We start from the raw sequence: 15676 nt of genomic DNA on the forward strand, positions 1-15676 counted from the left end.
TGGGAGGCAAGCGCTTTTCCGGATCGCCGCTGCGGTCGGAAAGCCCGCTTGCCGGGCGCGTCTCCGGCGGCAGCGGTTTACAGTCGAAAAGACGGGAAATCCTTGCCAAATGCCCGCCAAATGGCCTTATCGGGCTGGAATTTTTGGCGGTTGTGCCTGCTGGTTTCCGTTGAATTATAAGGTAGAATGTCAGATTAATGCCTTGCCGGCGCCGGTTTTTCGTGTCGCCGCGGTCATGAACGGACACTCCCCTATCAAAAAAGTTAGGCGCCCCGCGCGGGCGCATCAGGACAATTCATGTTTGGATTTTTACGCAGTTATTTCTCGAACGACCTGGCGATCGACCTGGGCACGGCGAACACGCTGATTTACGTGCGCGGCCAAGGCATCGTGCTGGACGAGCCGTCGGTCGTGGCGATCCGCCAGCAGGGCGGCCCCAACGGCAAGAAGACGATCCAGGCGGTCGGCAAGGAAGCCAAGCAGATGCTGGGCAAGGTGCCCGGCAACATCGAGGCGATCCGCCCGATGAAGGACGGCGTGATCGCCGACTTCACCGTCACCGAGCAGATGTTGAAGCAGTTCATCCGCATGGTGCACGACTCCAAGCTGTTCCGTCCCTCCCCGCGCATCATCATCTGCGTGCCCTGCGGCTCCACCCAGGTGGAGCGCCGCGCCATCCGCGAATCGGCGCTGGGCGCCGGCGCCTCGCAGGTCTACCTGATCGAGGAGCCGATGGCGGCGGCGATCGGTTCCGGCCTGCCGGTCTCCGACGCCACCGGCTCGATGGTGGTCGACATCGGCGGCGGCACCACCGAGGTGGGCATCATCTCGCTGGGCGGCATGGTCTACAAGGGATCGGTGCGCGTGGGCGGCGACAAGTTCGACGAAGCCATCGTCAACTACATCCGCCGCAACTACGGCATGCTGATCGGCGAACAGACCGCCGAGGCGATCAAGAAGGAAATCGGCTCCGCCTTCCCGGGCTCGGAAGTCAAGGAAATGGAAGTCAAGGGCCGCAACCTGTCCGAAGGCATCCCGCGCTCCTTCACCATCTCCAGCAACGAAATCCTCGAAGCGCTGACCGACCCGTTGAACAACATCGTGTCGGCCGTCAAGAACGCGCTGGAGCAGACCCCGCCGGAACTGGGCGCCGACATCGCCGAAAAGGGCATGATGCTGACCGGCGGCGGCGCGCTGCTGCGCGACCTGGACCGCCTGCTGATGGAAGAGACCGGCCTGCCGGTGATCGTCGCCGAAGACCCGCTGACCTGCGTGGTGCGCGGTTCGGGCATGGCGCTGGATCGCATGGACAAGCTGGGTTCGATCTTCTCGTCCGAGTAAGCTTCCTGCCGCCGGCGGGTTGCGCCGGCCATCAGCTCTACCGGCGGATCCCGCCGGATCACCGGGGAACCGATACGTTCGATATGACGCAGTTCACACCGACTGGCCCACAGGAGCGGACTTTTATGCCGCCCATGGCGCAGGCTCGGCTGCAGGACTGTTCCGGCTTGCGCGCCGGGGACGCATCGGGCTCCCTTTTCATACCGTTCACGACGCAGGAAATGAGTGCCTCGTCCTGCAGTTGGCCGCACCAGCCGGCCCTGCGGCCGGCCTGACGCTATGGAAATCCCACCACTGTTCAAGCAGGGCGCCTCCGCCCGCCTGCGCGTTACCGTGTTCGCGCTGTTGTCGATCGTGATGCTGGTGGTCGACGCCCGCATGCATGTGCTGGGGACGATCCGCCAGGGCATCGGCACCGTGCTCTATCCCTTCCAGCGGGTGGCGATGATGCCGCGCGACGCCGCCTCCAGCGTGGCCGATTACTTTTCCGCGCTGAGCGTGCTGCAAAAGGAAAACCAGGGCCTGCAGCAACAGCAGATCGTCAATTCCCAGCTGATGCAGCAGGCGCGCCAGCTGGCCGCCGAGAACGTGCAACTGCGCAAGCTGCTGGATATGCAGCAGAAGGTGCCGGTCAAGTCGCTGGTGGGCGAGATCCTGTACGACGCCCGCGACCCCTTCACCCGCAAGATCATCCTCAACCGCGGCTCCCAGCAGGGCGTGGCGACCGGCCAGCCGGTGATCGACGCTATCGGCATCGTCGGCCAGGTCACGCGCGTGTTCCCGTTCACCGCCGAAGTCACGCTGCTGACCGACAAGGAGCAGGCCATCCCGGTACAGGTACTGCGTAACGGCTTGCGCAGCGTGGCCTACGGCCGCGGCCAGGCCGGCGTGCTGGATTTGCGCTTCATGCCGGCCAACGCCGATATCCAGAAGGGCGACATCCTGGTGACATCCGGCATCGACGGCGTCTATCCGCCCGGCCTGTCGGTGGCCACCGTGGCGCAGGTGGAAACCCGTTCGGCCGACTCCTTCGCGCGCATCGTCTGCCAGCCGCTGGCCGGCATCGACCGCCATCGCCAACTGCTGATCCTGCTGGTCGAACAGAATTTGCCGCCGCGTCCCGAACCGGAAGTCACCGATGAAAAAGCCGCCAAGCTGTTCAAGCGCCGCTTGCGCGACAGCACGCGCGACTCCAGCGGCGACGACGCCAATGCCACGCCCAAGGATAACGTCTCCGAAGAGCGCAAGGGCGCGGCCAACGTGATACCGCCGGCCGCCGCACCTGCTGCGGCGCCCGCCCCCGCCAAACCTGCCGGCAAGGAAAACGCACGATGAACGATCCGCACTACATCCTGTTGCCGGCCAACCCGCTGTTCATCGCGTTCAGCCTGGTAGCGGCCTTCCTGCTCAACCTGATGCCCTGGGGGCAGATGGTCGGCGTACCCGATTTCGTGGCGCTGGCGCTGGTGTTCTGGAATATCCACCAGCCGCGCAAGGTCGGCATCAGCGTGGCGTTCCTGATGGGCTTGCTGATGGACGTCAACGAAGCCACGCTGCTGGGCGAGAATGCCCTGGCCTATACGCTGCTGTCGTACTTCGCGATCATGATCCACCGCCGCGTGCTGTGGTTCCCGCTGCGCACGCAGGCGCTGCACGTGCTGCCGCTGCTGTTGCTGGCGCAAGCGGTGCAACTGGTGATCCAGCTGATGGTGACGGGCAAGTTTCCGCACTGGTTTTACTTCAGCGAGAGCTTCATCTCGGCCATCCTGTGGCCGGTGGCGAGCTGGCTGCTGCTGGCGCCGCAGCGCCGCGCGATCAACCGCGACGAGAACCGTCCCATCTGACGGCCTGAAACAGATCATCACAGGCGCCAGGCAGCATGACCGAATTCAAGAACACCGCGCATGAACTGAAGCTGTTCAGGTTGCGCCTGCTCGCCATGAGCGTGCTGGTGCTGATCTGCTTCAGCCTGCTGCTGGCGCGTTTCCTGTGGCTGCAGGTGGTGCGCCATGACGCCTACGCCGCGCAAGCCGAGGAAAACCGCATTTCGGTGGTGCCCATCGTCCCCAACCGCGGGCTGATCATGGACCGCAACGGCGTGGTGCTGGCGCGCAACTACTCCGCCTACACGCTGGAAATCACCCCGTCCAAGATCAAGAACAATATCGACGACCTGATCGACGAGCTGGGCACGCTGGTGGAAATCCAGCCGCGCGACCGGCGCCGCTTCCGCCGCCTGCAGGAAGAGTCCAGGAACTTCGAAAGCGTCCCCATCCGCACTCGCCTCACCGACGAGGAGGTCGCCAAGTTCACCGCCCAGCGCTACCGCTTCCCGGGCGTGGAGGTGCAGGCGCGCCTGTTCCGCCAGTACCCCTACGGCAAGACCGCGGCCCACGTGATCGGCTACATCGGCCGCATCAGCCAACGCGACGCCGAGCGCATTGCCGACTCCGACGACGAGGCCAACTACAACGGCACCGACTACATCGGCAAGGAAGGCCTGGAAAAGAGCTACGAGAGCCAGTTGCACGGCACCACCGGCTACGAGGAGGTCGAGATCTCGGCCAGCGGCCGCGCGGTGCGCTCGCTCTCGCGCACGCCCGCCACGCCCGGCAAGAACCTGATCCTGTCGATCGACATCGAGCTGCAAAAGGTGGTGGAAGAAGCCTTCGGCGACCAGAAGGGCGCGCTGGTGGCGATCAACCCGGCCACCGGCGACATCCTGGCCTATGTCTCGCAGCCGTCCTACGACCCCAACCTGTTCGTCGAGGGCATCGACCAGCAGAGCTGGGATGAGCTCAACAAGTCGCCCGACCGGCCGCTGCTGAACCGCCCGCTGTCGGGCACCTATGCGCCCGGTTCGACCTACAAGCCGTTCATGGCGCTGGCCGCGCTGGAATTGGGCAAGCGCCGTCCGCAGGACTCCATCCGCGACCCCGGCTTCTTCATCCTCGGCAACCACCGTTTCCGCGACGACAAGGAAGGCGGCCACGGCGTGGTCGACATGTACCGTTCCATCGCGATCTCTTGCGACACCTATTACTACATGCTGGCCAACGACATGGGCGTCAACGCCATCCATGACTTCATGAAACCCTTCGGCCTGGGCCAGATCACCGGCATCGACCTGGAGCACGAGCGGCGCGGCATCCTGCCCTCCACCGAGTGGAAGCGCAACGCCTTCCGCAAGCCCGAGCAGAAACGCTGGATCGCCGGCGACACCGTCTCGCTGGGCATCGGCCAGGGCTACAACAGCTTCACGCCGCTGCAACTGGCGCAGGCCACCTCGATCCTGGCCAACAACGGCGTGGTGATGAAGCCCCACCTGGTCAAGATCATCGAGGATGGCGTCACCCATGAGCGCACCGAGACCGTGCCCAAGGAGAGCTACCGCATCCCGCTCAAGCAGGAGAACATCGACTTCATCAAGCGCGCCATGGTCGGCGTGGTCAAGGAGGGCACCGCCCGGGCGGCGTTCCAGGGCGCGCCCTACGAGTCCGGCGGCAAGACCGGCACCGCGCAGGTGGTCAACATCGGCAAGAACCAGAAGTACGATTCCAAGAAGCTCTCGCGCATCTACCACGACAATGGCCTGTACATCGGCTTCGCCCCGGCGGATGCGCCGCGCATTGCGATCGCCGCGGTGGTCGAGAACGGCGGCTGGGGCGCCGGCGTGGCCGCGCCGCTGGTGCGCAAGGCGATGGATTACTTCATGCTGGGCAAGCGCCCCAACGAGCCGATCAAGTCGGTGGCGCCGGCCGATATCCCGGCCGACGCGCCGGCCGAGGACAGCGCCGTGACGCCCACCGTCCAGCCCGATGTGCAGCAGGACTGACATGCGATTCGTTTATCATTCCCGTGCGCGCCGCGCCCATCCGTGCCTTCCGGCCGGAAGCGCCGGCGCCGCCGACCTAGCAAGGGAGCCGGCATGAGCCTGCAACGTCCGCCCCTGTGGCAAACCATCAAGCCGCACCTGACGGTGTTCGACGGCGCGCTGTCGCTGATCGTGTTCCTGATCCTGTCGGTGGGCATCGTCACGCTGTATTCGGCCGGCATGAACTTCCCCGGCCGCGTGGAAGACCAGCTGCGCAATATCCTGATCGCCTTCATCGTCATGTGGGCCGCCGCCAACGTCTCGCCGCAACTGTTGCTGCGGCTGGCGGTGCCGGTGTATACGATAGGGGTGACGCTGCTGATCGCGGTGGCGCTGTTCGGCATCATCAAGAAGGGATCGCGCCGCTGGCTCAACATCGGCATGGTGGTGCAGCCTTCCGAAATCATGAAGATCGCCATGCCGCTGATGCTGGCGTGGTACTTCCAGAAGCGCGAAGGCATGTTGCGCTGGGACGCCTTCCTGGTGGCGGCGGTGCTGCTGCTGATCCCCGGGTTCCTGATCATCCGCCAGCCCGACCTGGGTACGGGCCTCTTGGTGCTGGCGGCCGGCTTCTACGTGATCTTTTTCGCCGGCCTGCCGTGGAAGGTGCTGGTGGCCCTGGTGATCGCCGGCGCGGCCAGCCTGCCGGTGGTGTGGTCGTTCATGCATGATTACCAGCGCCAGCGCGTCATGATGCTGATCGACCCGACCTCCGACCCGCTGGGCAAGGGATTCCACATCATCCAGTCGACCATCGCCATCGGCTCCGGCGGAATTGCCGGCAAGGGCTGGCTGATGGGCACGCAGACCCACCTTGAATTCATCCCCGAGCGCACCACCGACTTCATCTTCTCGGTCTATTCGGAAGAGTTCGGCCTGATCGGCAACATCGTCCTGCTGGTGCTTTACCTGCTGCTGATCGGCCGCGGCCTGATGATCACCGCCAATGCGCCGACGTTGTTTACGCGCCTCCTGGGCGGCGCCATCACGATGATTTTCTTCACCTACGCCTTCGTCAACATGGGCATGGTGAGCGGTATCCTGCCGGTGGTCGGCGTGCCGCTGCCGTTCATGAGCTATGGCGGCACGGCGCTGGTGACGCTGGGCTTGGGGGCGGGCATCCTCATGAGCATCCAGCGCCACCGCAAGCTGGTGCAGACCTGAGCGTTTGACGCGGCATCCGGCGCAGCGGTTCTGTTGCCGGCATGACAACCGACCCGACACACGGATGAACTTGCGCCGCCGATGCGTTGTCAGCCATACGGCAACGCACTCTGGTATCGTTGCGAAAAATTCCAGCCGGATACACGCACCTATGCACACAATATCGTTCGACTATTTCCGCCGGGCCCGGCGCCTGCCGGCCTTGCAAAGGGCCTGGCGCGCGGCGGCGCTGGCCTTGCCGGTGTTGCTCGCGGCCTGCGGCACCACGCCGCCGCCGGCGCGCCAGAGCGCCGAGGCGCCGCCGCCGGCCAAGGCCAGCGGCGCTTCGCGCCCGTCCAACGTGCCGGCCTTGCCGGCCGCGGGTTCCGGACGCGGCGGCTACTACAAGGACGACGGCCCGGGCGACCACATCCCGGACGGCCTGCTCGAGGTGGCCGATGCCGAACCGCAAGTCGAACCCGTTTCCAGGGCCGCCAGCCGGCCGTATGTCATCTTCGGCAAGACCTACGTGCCGATCACCGATAACCAGCCCTTCATCCAGCGCGGCATCGGCAGCTGGTACGGCAAGAAATTCCACAACCAGAAAACCTCTTCCGGCGAGCTGTACGACATGTACAAGATGACGGCCGCGCACCCGACGCTGCCGATCCCGTCCTATGCCCGCGTCACCAACCTCAAGACCGGCAAGCAGGTGATCGTGCGCATCAATGACCGCGGGCCGTTCCATTCCAACCGCATCATCGACCTTTCCTACACCGCCGCCTTGAAGCTGGGCTACCTCAGCTCCGGCAGCAGCGAGCTGGAAGTCGAGCGCATCCTGCCCGACGAGGCGCAGCGCATGGCCGATGCCCGTCGCAACGGCACCGCGCTGGCGGCGGCCGACAGCGGCGCGGGCGTCGCCACCGGGGCGGTGGCCATCAATTCGGTCACGGCCCAGAACCTGCCGCCGCAGCCGACCGTGGCCGCGGTGCAGCCGATCAATGCAACGACATCGACTTCCGCCAACGGCGCCGGCATGGCCGGTGGCGGCGGCATCATCAATGCGGTGGCCAGCGGCTCCTCGCCATCGCCGGCCATGCCGCAGGCGGTACCGTTGAGCGCCGGTTATTACCTGCAGTTCGGCGCCTATTCGCAAGAAGCCAATGCCTTGCAGGCGCGCGAGAAGTTGATGCCGAGCCTGTCGGGCATCGTCGACAACCTGCAGGCGGTGCAGGTCAACGGCCTGTATCGCCTCTACGCCGGCCCGTATCCGACCCGCCCCGATGCGCAGAATGCGGCCTTGATGGTGCGCCAGCGCAGCGTCGGCGCGCCGTTCGTGGTCGAGCGCTGAGCCGGCGCGGGGCAAGCACATGCATCCTTATCTCGCGCTGGGTATCGCCATCGTCTCCGAAGTCATCGCCACTTCTGCGCTGCGCGCCTCCGACGGCTTCTCGCGGTTGTGGCCTTCGCTGGTCGTGGTGGCCGGTTACGGCCTGGCGTTCTTCTTCCTGTCCGTCACGCTCAAGTCGATTCCGGTCGGCATCGCCTATGCGATCTGGTCCGGGCTGGGGGTGGTGCTGATCTCGGTCGTGGCCTGGCTGTTGTTCGGCCAGAAGCTCGACCTGGCGGCGATCGTCGGCATGGGCCTGATTGTGGCGGGCGTGCTGGTGCTGAACTTGTTTTCCAAGTCGTCAGCGCATTAGGACCCAACGGGTTCCTGGTTATTCGTTCTTCAATGCCAGCGCGCGCTCATAGAGCGCATTCTTTTTCTGGCCGGTGATCTGCGCGGTGAGCGCGGCGGCCTGCTTGACCGGCAACTCTTCCAGCAGGATGCGCAGGATGCGCTCGGCATCGGCCTGGTCGCCATCGGACTGCGGCGCACCTTGGACCAGCACCACAAACTCGCCGCGCTGGCGGTTGGCGTCTTCCTCCAGCCACGCCGGCGCATCGCCGAGCGGGCAACGATGGATGCTTTCGAACAGCTTGGTCAGTTCGCGCGCCAGCACGACCTGGCGTTGCGGCCCGAATACCTGCAGCATGGCTTGCACGGTTTCGACGATGCGGTGCGGCGCTTCATAGAACACCAGCGCCGCCTGCATCGAAGCCAGTTCCTGCAATGCCGTTTCGCGCTGGCGCGCCTTGGACGGCAGGAAGCCGACGAAATGGAAGCGCTGCTCGTCCAGCCCCGATGCCGACAGCGCCGTCACCGCCGCCGAGGCGCCGGGCAGCGGCACCACCTGCAAGCCCGCTGCGCGCACCGCCTCGACCACGCGGGCGCCGGGATCGGAGACGGCCGGCGTGCCGGCGTCCGACACCAGCGCGATGCGCTCGCCCTGGCGCAGGCGGTCGACGATCTTCGCCGCGGCTTCGCGCTCGTTGTGCTCGTGCGTGGCCATCAGCTGCTTGGACAGGCCGTAGCGCTGCAGCAGCTGGCTGGTGTTGCGGGTATCCTCGCACGCCACCGCGTCGGCGATGGCCAGCACGTGCAGCGCGCGCAGGGTAATGTCGCAGGCATTTCCGATGGGCGTGGCCAGCACATATAATGCCGACACCGGATAGTTTTGCTGTGCGGCATCAGACAGGATGGCAGCGGCGACGCTCGGGTTCTGGTTCATTGGAGGAGGCGGGATGTTCACTGGATTCAAAAAAATGGCCGCGCTGGCGGGTTTGGCCTGCGGCCTCGGCGGATTCTGGATGCCGGTTTGGGCGGCATCCCCGACAGCCGACAGTGTACCCCCGCTGGCGCAGGCTGAGGCGAGCGCGCGGCAGCTTCCGTTTACTGATGCGGCCAATGTCGCCGCGTTCCAGTCCGCTCCGGTGCGCATGGCGCTGTTGCTGCCCAATCGCGGCGGCATGTTCGGCGCCGCGGCCGACGCCGTGCGTACGGGTTTCCTGGCGGCCTATGCGCGCCAGAAGGAAAACATCCAGTTGTCCATCGTCGAGAGCGGCGACTCGGCGGCGGACATGCAGCGCGCCTATGACGATGCCTCCGGCAAATTCGACATCCTCATCGGCCCGCTCTCGCGCAGCGCCGTCACTTCGGTCGCCCAGAGCGGACGCGTTACCAAGCCGACCATTGCCCTGGCCCAGCCCGACCTGCCCGGCGAAACCGAACCGCAATTGCCGCCGATGATGCTCACCGTGGGTTTGTCCATCGACGATGAGGCGCGCCAGGTGGCCAACTGGGTCGAGAAGGAAAAGGCGCCCGGCAAGATCTTTGCGGTTTCCACTTCGGTGGCCTGGCAAAAGCGCGCCGCCCGTTCCTTCCTGGTTCGCGCGCGCCAGCTCGGGCTGCAGGTCGAGGCCCTGGAACTGAGTACGCCCGGCAACGCCCTCAGCGCGCCTGGCCTGGCCCAGCTGGTCCGGCGCATCGAACAGGAAAAGCCGGCGCTGATCTTCGCCGCGCTCGACGCCGGCCAGACGGTGCAGCTGCGCAGCGCGGTGGGCGCCGAACTGCCGTTGTACGGCACGTCGCAGATCAATCCCTTCACGCTCAACCGCAGCAATCCCAACGACAAGCTGCCGGAGCTCGATGGCGTCAAGCTGATCGACCTGCCATGGCAATTGCAGCCCGACAATATCGCGGTGGCGCGCTATCCGCGCCCGGCCGGCAATGAAAGCGACCGCCCCAATCCCGACCTGGCGCGCCTGTACGCGCTGGGCATCGACGCCTACCGCATCGCCTACGAAATCGCCCAGCAGCGTTCCGGCTTCGATCTCGATGGCGTCACCGGACGCCTCAACGTCAACATGGTCACGGGCGGCTCCACCTACTTCCAGCGCCAGGAGACCCAGGCCGTGTTCCAGGACGGCCTGCCGGTGCCGACCGCCGACCAGTATTGAGGCATCCCCCATGGGCCTGTTCGACCGCTGGCGCCGCGCCGCAGGGGACGCGCAACCGGCCCGCTCCGATTCCCGTTCCGATTCCCGCACCGGCCGCCAGCGCACCGGCGACGCCGCCGAGGATGCGGCGCTGGCCTACTTGCGCCGTCGGGGCCTGGAGCTGGTCGAACGCAATTTCCAATGCAAGGGCGGCGAGATCGACCTGGTCATGCGCGACGGCGCCACGCTGGTCTTCGTCGAAGTGCGCGCCCGCGCCAGCCGTTCGCACGGCGGCGCCGCGGCCAGCATCACGCCGGCCAAGCAGCGCCGCCTGATCGTGGCCGCCCACTTGTTCCTGCAGCGTTACGCCTCTGCGCCGCCATGCCGCTTCGACGTGCTGGGTTTCGATGGCGAGGAGGTGGAATGGCTGCGCAATGCCATCGAGGAATAATGCCGCAAGGCGGCGCGGCTCGCCTTTGATGCCCGCCTGCCAGCCGGCGCCCGACGGGCCGTCGCGGTGCGCTTTTGCGCGCCGTTTTGCGGCCTCCGGCCGCATCTGGCGGTATCATATGGGCCGCAATCGAGAAACTTTTCTTTACGAATTGCGCCGGCTTGGCGCCGCGCAACTCAACTATAATCGCAGGCACTATGACAAATCCCCGCATCCTTGCCCACTTCCAGGAAAGCGCCGACCTGAAGATGAAGGCAGCCAACGTATTGGCGCAACCGATCGAACAGGCGATTGAACTTATGTTTACCGCGCTGTCGAATGGCAACAAGATTCTTGCCTGCGGCAACGGAGGATCCGCTGCCGACTGCCAGCATTTCGCGGCCGAACTGGTCGGACGTTTCGAACGCGAACGCCTGCCGTTGCCGGCCATGGCGCTGACCACCGATACGTCCATCCTGACCGCGGTCGGCAACGATTACAGCTACCAGGAAATTTTCTCGAAGCAAGTCCAGGCCTTCGGCCAGGCGGGCGACGTCTTGCTGGCGTTTTCCACTTCGGGCAATTCGGGCAATGTCCTGGCCGCCATCGAAGTGGCCCACGAGCGCGACATGCGCGTCGTGGCCATGACCGGCAAGGGGGGCGGCGCCATTGGCAAGACCCTCAACGACGCCGATGTCCACATCTGTGTGCCGCATGACCGTACCGCGCGCATCCAGGAAGTGCATCTGGTGACTTTGCACTGCATTTGCGACGGCATCGACGTCGCGCTTTTTGGAGATGATGCGAATGAATGATTCACGATCGCTGTTTGTCAGGATGCGCCGCCCGCTGGCGGCAGTGGCGCTGGGCGGGATGCTGGCCCTGAGCCTGCAAGGCTGCTTCGCGGTATTCGCCGGCGGCGCGCTGGCCGGCACCTTCGCCGCCACCGACCGCCGCACGCTGGGGGCGCAGACCGAAGACAAAGCGATCGTGGTCAAGGGCGAAAGCCGCATTCCCGGCGTGGTGGCCGCCGGTTCGCACGTCAACGTGACCGCCTTCAATCGCAAGGTGCTGCTCACCGGCGAAGTGCCGGATGAAGCGTCCAAGGCCGCCGCCGAGCGCGAAGCCAAGGCGATTGCCAACGTCGAGACCGTGTTCAACGAACTGTCGATCGAGCCGGCATCCAGCTTCGGCTCGCGTTCCAGCGATGCGCTCATCACCAGCAAGGTCCTGGCCAGCCTGGTGGACGACAAGACGCTGTATTCCAGCGCCTTCAAGATCACCACCGAGCGCGGCATCGTGTACATGATGGGCCGCGTGACCCAGCGTGAAGGCCAGCTGGGTGCCAAGATCGCCAGCGGCGTCTCCGGCGTGCAGAAGGTGGTGACGCTGTTCGAGTACATCTCGGAAGAAGAACTGCAGGATTACCAGCGCAAGCCGGCCAGCGAAAACAAGGCTGCCGCCTGAACGGGTTTCCAGGGCCAGTTTGGCCCGATTGGTTCGATTGGTCCATTTGATGCAGGTCAACACCGCCGGCTTGTCCGGCGGTTTTCACATCCGCGCCGCCGCCCGCAGGAATCGGCCGGCGCGATTATAATGGCCGGGTTTCCTTCCCCTTTCGCTTTTTCGGCGTCCGGCGCCATGTTGTCGCCGCGACATCGCCGCCAGGATTGCGGCGCCGGGGAAAAATCCGTCAACGGAGCAAGCTCATGCCAGCACAAGCCGCAGCGTCACGCAACCGCCTTTGGATCAAGATCGCCGGCCTGGCCGTGGTCGCGGCCATTGCCGTCTTCGCCTATTTCAAGGTGAGCGCCGGCAACGCGGCGCCTGACGTCACCTTCACCCGGCTCGATGGCCAGCAGGTCGCGTTGAAAGACCTGCGCGGCAAGGTGGTGATGGTCAACTTCTGGGCCACCAGCTGCACCACCTGCATCGGCGAGATGCCGCAGATGATCGAGACCTACAACAAATTCAAAGACCAGGGCCTGGACTTTGTCGCCGTGGCGATGAGCTACGATCCGCCGAACTATGTCCTGAACTACACCGAGACCCGCAAGCTGCCGTTCCAGGTCGCGCTGGACACGCAAGACAAGCTGGCCCAGGCCTTCGGCGACGTCAAGCTCACCCCGACCACATTCGTCATCGGCAAGGACGGCAACATCATCAAGCGCTATGTCGGCGAGCCGCAGTTCTCCGAACTGCACCAGTTGCTGGAGAAGGCGCTGGCCAAGGCCTGAACCTGAGATGTTCCCATCATGAAAAAAACGCCGGCAATTGCCGGCGTTTTTTGTTGTTGCGCTCCTCCACGTTTCCGATCCGCCCGCAAGGAAGGGATCAACGCGGCGGCAAGGCCGGCGCGCCGCTTTCCAGGCGAAATACGCTCACTGCCTCCGACAGTGCGGTGGCCTGATCCTGCATGGCCTTGGCTGCCGCCGCCGCTTGCTCCACCAGCGCGGCATTCTGCTGCGTGGCCTGGTCGATATGCGTGATGGCCAGGTTGACCTGTTCGATACCGTCGCTTTGCTCCTGGCTGGCGGAAGTGATCTCGCGCACGATGTCGGTCACGCGCGCCACGCTGGCGACCACTTCGCTCATGGTGTTGCCGGCTTGCTCAACCAGGCGGCTGCCGTCATCCACCTGTTGCACCGAATCGTCGATCAACTGCTTGATTTCCTTGGCCGCCGCCGCGGCGCGTTGCGCCAGTGTGCGCACTTCCGCGGCGACGACCGCAAAGCCGCGTCCTTGCTCCCCTGCGCGCGCCGCTTCCACCGCGGCATTCAGGGCCAGGATATTGGTCTGGAAGGCAATGCCGTCGATCACGCTGATGATGTCTGCGATTTTTTGCGAAGACGCGTGGATCGAGCCCATGGTCGCCACCACGCGGCCCACCACATCGCCGCCCTGTTGCGCCACTTCCGAGGCCGATGCCGCCAGCTGGTTGGCCTGGCGCGCGTTGTCGGCGTTCTGCTTGACGGTGGAAGTGAGTTCCTCCATGGCCGAGGCGGTCTCTTCCAGCGAACCGGCCTGCTGTTCGGTACGCGCCGACAGGTCCATGTTGCCGCTGGCGATTTCGCGCGAGGCGGTATTGATGGTTTCGGTGCCCAGGCGCACGCGGCCGACAATATCGAGCAGGTTGTTGTTCATGGTGCGCAGCGCCGCCAGCAGCTTGCCGGTCTCGTCGCGCGCATCGCTGGCGATGTGGGAGGTGAGGTCGCCGGCGGCCACGGTCTGCGCGATGCTGACCGCCTGGTTCAGCGGCCGCGTGATGCTTTGCGTGAGCAGCCAGGCCAGCGCCGCACCCAGCACCAGCTCGATCAATCCCAATCCCAGCAGCAGGTTGCGGCCGGAACGGTAGTTGTTGTTGATATCGGAGGCCGCCTGGTCGATCAACTGTTTCTGGAACTCCGCATAGCGCAACACGCTGTCGGCATAGGCATCCATCATCTTCACCAGTTCGCCATCGGTCATGGCGCGCGCGCGTTCGGCGTCGCCTGCCGCCTTCATGTCGAAGATGCGCTGGCGCGTATCGCGGTAGGCGGCGCGCAACTTGCCGACTTCATCGAAAAGGCGTTTCTCGTCGGCGCTGAGGATGGCCGACTCGACGCGTTTCTGCAGTTTGCTGATGTTGTTCGATTCGGTATCGATCTGGGCCTGGAAGAACTTCTGGAAAGCGGCGTCCTCGCTTTTCATCACCGCAAAAGTACGCACGCCATTGGTCTTGATTGCCGCATGCCATTGTTCGGCGTCGCGTTCCTTTTTCAGGGCGACACTGACCATGTCCGCGGTAGCGTCGCCGATGTTCTCCAGGCGCCAGACCGCGATCCCCACCATCACCGCCATGAGCATCAGCAATGCAATGAAGCCGATGGCCAGACGCACGCCTATCTTGAGGTTTTTCATCCCTGTCTCCCTTGTGTTGCGACCCTGGTTCTTGTTGCTTGGGGTGGGCCGATGATGACGTCGGCACGGACAGTGCCGCACCGGTCCAGCGTAACACAGGCGCATGCCTGTGCGGCTGCAGCAAATGCAGGATGAATGTGCCGGCGATAAGGCCTGGCAATCACCGGGTTCGGATGGATAGGGAGGCGCCTCAGTGCGTGCGCCGTTGAGTCGCCAATCCTCGGGGCAGCAGCACGCACAGCGCCGCGCAAAAGATCAGCGCAAATCCGGCCAAATCGGAAGAAGTGGGTTGATCGCCCAGCAGCAGCACCGCACCGGTGACGCCCACCACCGGCACCAGCAGCGTGCCCAGCGCGGCGACGCCGGCCGGCATGCGCGCCACGATGGAGAACCAGATGATGTGGGCCAGCGCCATGCCAAACAGGATGTGATATCCCAGCGCCAGCATCACTTCGCCGCGCATCGCATGCCACGCCGGAAAATACGGCGCGCTTTCGAAACTGAAAAGACCGGTCAGCGCCACCAGCGCACCGGTCAGCAATTGCCAGCCGGCCATGGCCAGCGGCTCTGACGAAAGCCGCGCCCATTTGGTGTACACCGTGCCGGCCGCCCACGACAAGGCCGCACCCAGCGCCAGCAGCACCCCCTGCGGCAGGCCGTTGGCGGCCAGCGGCCACAGCAGGGTCAGCAGGCCGCTAGCGCCCAGTAGCAAGCCGCCGCCGCGCAGCGCATCGAGCCGTTCGCCCAGCGCGAAGCGCGCGAACAGCGTGGCCCACAGCGGCATCGAATAGGTGATGATGGCCACCCGGGAAGTGGCCGCGCCCAGTTGCGCAAAAGTCAGCAGGATATTGAACAGCGCTACATTGAGCAGCCCCGCCACCACGATGTGCAGGCGCTCGCGCCCGGAACGGATCGCCAGCGGGCTTCCTCGCAGCAGTCCCAGCGCGAATACCGTGCAGGCCGCCGCGCCCAGGCCGATGCTGCGCAGCGCCCAAGGCGACACGCCCGTCAGCGATACTTTTACCGCCGGCCAGTTCAGGCCCCACAAGATGCCCAGCAGCACCAGCAGCGCCCTGGATTGGCCGTGGCCGGCCGGTGCGGCGCCGTTCATGATGGTCGTCTCCTTGGAACCCGTTCATTATGGCCGCAGCCGCGGGCGGCTGCGG

General features: G+C 65.1%; 15 protein-coding genes. 12 read left to right on the top strand and 3 right to left on the bottom strand.

The features are described 5' to 3' along the window. Positions 1-297: 297 nt before the first annotated feature. The 7 genes from FB597_RS05385 (at position 298) to FB597_RS05415 (ending at position 8061) form a co-directional block, all read left to right on the top strand. Positions 298-1341 carry a rod shape-determining protein gene (locus FB597_RS05385; protein WP_141914105.1) on the top strand — a complete coding sequence of 348 codons (1044 nt, stop codon included), beginning with the start codon at positions 298-300 and terminating at the stop codon, positions 1339-1341. A 279-nt stretch (positions 1342-1620) separates the two neighbouring features. Continuing rightward, a complete protein-coding gene (gene mreC / locus FB597_RS05390; protein ID WP_144768514.1) occupies positions 1621-2676 on the top strand; it encodes a rod shape-determining protein MreC in 1056 nt (351 codons plus the stop codon). Next, on the top strand, positions 2673-3185 hold the full coding sequence (gene mreD / locus FB597_RS05395) for a rod shape-determining protein MreD (protein WP_141914103.1): 513 nt from the start codon (positions 2673-2675) through the stop codon (positions 3183-3185). Before mreC ends, mreD begins: the two co-directional genes overlap by 4 nt. 35 nt (positions 3186-3220) lie before the next feature. Next, complete coding sequence (gene mrdA / locus FB597_RS05400; RefSeq protein WP_141914102.1) at positions 3221-5176, top strand: penicillin-binding protein 2; 1956 nt, start codon at positions 3221-3223, stop codon at positions 5174-5176. A 93-nt stretch (positions 5177-5269) separates the two neighbouring features. Continuing rightward, entirely contained in the window at positions 5270-6379 is a 1110-nt protein-coding gene (gene rodA, locus FB597_RS05405; RefSeq protein WP_141914101.1) for a rod shape-determining protein RodA, read from the top strand. Positions 6380-6530: 151 nt separating this feature from the next. Continuing rightward, positions 6531-7709 (top strand): septal ring lytic transglycosylase RlpA family protein, encoded by a 1179-nt coding sequence (locus FB597_RS05410; protein ID WP_144768516.1) that lies wholly within the window; start codon positions 6531-6533, stop codon positions 7707-7709. A gap of 19 nt (positions 7710-7728) precedes the next feature. Then, the gene (locus FB597_RS05415) at positions 7729-8061 is read left to right on the top strand and encodes an SMR family transporter (RefSeq protein ID WP_141914099.1); all 333 of its coding nucleotides are present in this window, start codon (positions 7729-7731) and stop codon (positions 8059-8061) included. 18 nt (positions 8062-8079) lie between these two features. On the opposite strand, the gene rsmI is transcribed toward FB597_RS05415, so the two are convergent. Then, positions 8080-8973 carry a 16S rRNA (cytidine(1402)-2'-O)-methyltransferase gene (gene rsmI / locus FB597_RS05420; protein ID WP_141914098.1) on the bottom strand — a complete coding sequence of 298 codons (894 nt, stop codon included), beginning with the start codon at positions 8971-8973 and terminating at the stop codon, positions 8080-8082. A 79-nt stretch (positions 8974-9052) separates the two neighbouring features. Between rsmI and FB597_RS05425 the strand changes: the two genes are divergently transcribed. The 5 genes from FB597_RS05425 to FB597_RS05445 all read left to right on the top strand — a co-directional run bounded on the left by FB597_RS05425 (position 9053) and on the right by FB597_RS05445 (position 12847). Continuing rightward, positions 9053-10201 (top strand): penicillin-binding protein activator, encoded by a 1149-nt coding sequence (locus FB597_RS05425; protein WP_370454656.1) that lies wholly within the window; start codon positions 9053-9055, stop codon positions 10199-10201. 10 nt (positions 10202-10211) lie between these two features. After that, positions 10212-10631 carry a YraN family protein gene (locus FB597_RS05430; RefSeq protein ID WP_141914096.1) on the top strand — a complete coding sequence of 140 codons (420 nt, stop codon included), beginning with the start codon at positions 10212-10214 and terminating at the stop codon, positions 10629-10631. A gap of 197 nt (positions 10632-10828) precedes the next feature. Next, complete coding sequence (locus tag FB597_RS05435) at positions 10829-11425, top strand: phosphoheptose isomerase (RefSeq protein WP_141914095.1); 597 nt, start codon at positions 10829-10831, stop codon at positions 11423-11425. Then, the gene (locus tag FB597_RS05440) at positions 11418-12077 is read left to right on the top strand and encodes a BON domain-containing protein (protein WP_141914094.1); all 660 of its coding nucleotides are present in this window, start codon (positions 11418-11420) and stop codon (positions 12075-12077) included. Before FB597_RS05435 ends, FB597_RS05440 begins: the two co-directional genes overlap by 8 nt. A gap of 242 nt (positions 12078-12319) precedes the next feature. After that, positions 12320-12847 carry a peroxiredoxin gene (locus tag FB597_RS05445; protein ID WP_144768520.1) on the top strand — a complete coding sequence of 176 codons (528 nt, stop codon included), beginning with the start codon at positions 12320-12322 and terminating at the stop codon, positions 12845-12847. Positions 12848-12944: 97 nt separating this feature from the next. Here FB597_RS05445 and FB597_RS05450 read toward each other — a convergent pair whose 3' ends face one another. Beyond that, entirely contained in the window at positions 12945-14510 is a 1566-nt protein-coding gene (locus FB597_RS05450; protein ID WP_141914092.1) for a methyl-accepting chemotaxis protein, read from the bottom strand. Positions 14511-14700: 190 nt separating this feature from the next. Then, on the bottom strand, positions 14701-15621 hold the full coding sequence (locus tag FB597_RS05455) for a DMT family transporter (protein ID WP_255463843.1): 921 nt from the start codon (positions 15619-15621) through the stop codon (positions 14701-14703). Positions 15622-15676: the final 55 nt, after the last annotated feature.

The sequence above is a fragment of the Herbaspirillum sp. SJZ099 genome (assembly GCF_007828355.1).
Taxonomy (GTDB): domain Bacteria; phylum Pseudomonadota; class Gammaproteobacteria; order Burkholderiales; family Burkholderiaceae_D; genus Herbaspirillum.

Coding starts and splice junctions, on each gene's coding strand:
- FB597_RS05385 (WP_141914105.1), top strand. CDS start 298: ATGTTTGGATTTTTACGCAGTTATTTCTCGAACGACCTGGCGATCGAC.
- mreC (WP_144768514.1), top strand. CDS start 1,621: ATGGAAATCCCACCACTGTTCAAGCAGGGCGCCTCCGCCCGCCTGCGC.
- mreD (WP_141914103.1), top strand. CDS start 2,673: ATGAACGATCCGCACTACATCCTGTTGCCGGCCAACCCGCTGTTCATC.
- mrdA (WP_141914102.1), top strand. CDS start 3,221: ATGACCGAATTCAAGAACACCGCGCATGAACTGAAGCTGTTCAGGTTG.
- rodA (WP_141914101.1), top strand. CDS start 5,270: ATGAGCCTGCAACGTCCGCCCCTGTGGCAAACCATCAAGCCGCACCTG.
- FB597_RS05410 (WP_144768516.1), top strand. CDS start 6,531: ATGCACACAATATCGTTCGACTATTTCCGCCGGGCCCGGCGCCTGCCG.
- FB597_RS05415 (WP_141914099.1), top strand. CDS start 7,729: ATGCATCCTTATCTCGCGCTGGGTATCGCCATCGTCTCCGAAGTCATC.
- rsmI (WP_141914098.1), bottom strand. CDS start 8,973: ATGAACCAGAACCCGAGCGTCGCCGCTGCCATCCTGTCTGATGCCGCA.
- FB597_RS05425 (WP_370454656.1), top strand. CDS start 9,053: ATGCCGGTTTGGGCGGCATCCCCGACAGCCGACAGTGTACCCCCGCTG.
- FB597_RS05430 (WP_141914096.1), top strand. CDS start 10,212: ATGGGCCTGTTCGACCGCTGGCGCCGCGCCGCAGGGGACGCGCAACCG.
- FB597_RS05435 (WP_141914095.1), top strand. CDS start 10,829: ATGACAAATCCCCGCATCCTTGCCCACTTCCAGGAAAGCGCCGACCTG.
- FB597_RS05440 (WP_141914094.1), top strand. CDS start 11,418: ATGAATGATTCACGATCGCTGTTTGTCAGGATGCGCCGCCCGCTGGCG.
- FB597_RS05445 (WP_144768520.1), top strand. CDS start 12,320: ATGCCAGCACAAGCCGCAGCGTCACGCAACCGCCTTTGGATCAAGATC.
- FB597_RS05450 (WP_141914092.1), bottom strand. CDS start 14,510: ATGAAAAACCTCAAGATAGGCGTGCGTCTGGCCATCGGCTTCATTGCA.
- FB597_RS05455 (WP_255463843.1), bottom strand. CDS start 15,621: ATGAACGGCGCCGCACCGGCCGGCCACGGCCAATCCAGGGCGCTGCTG.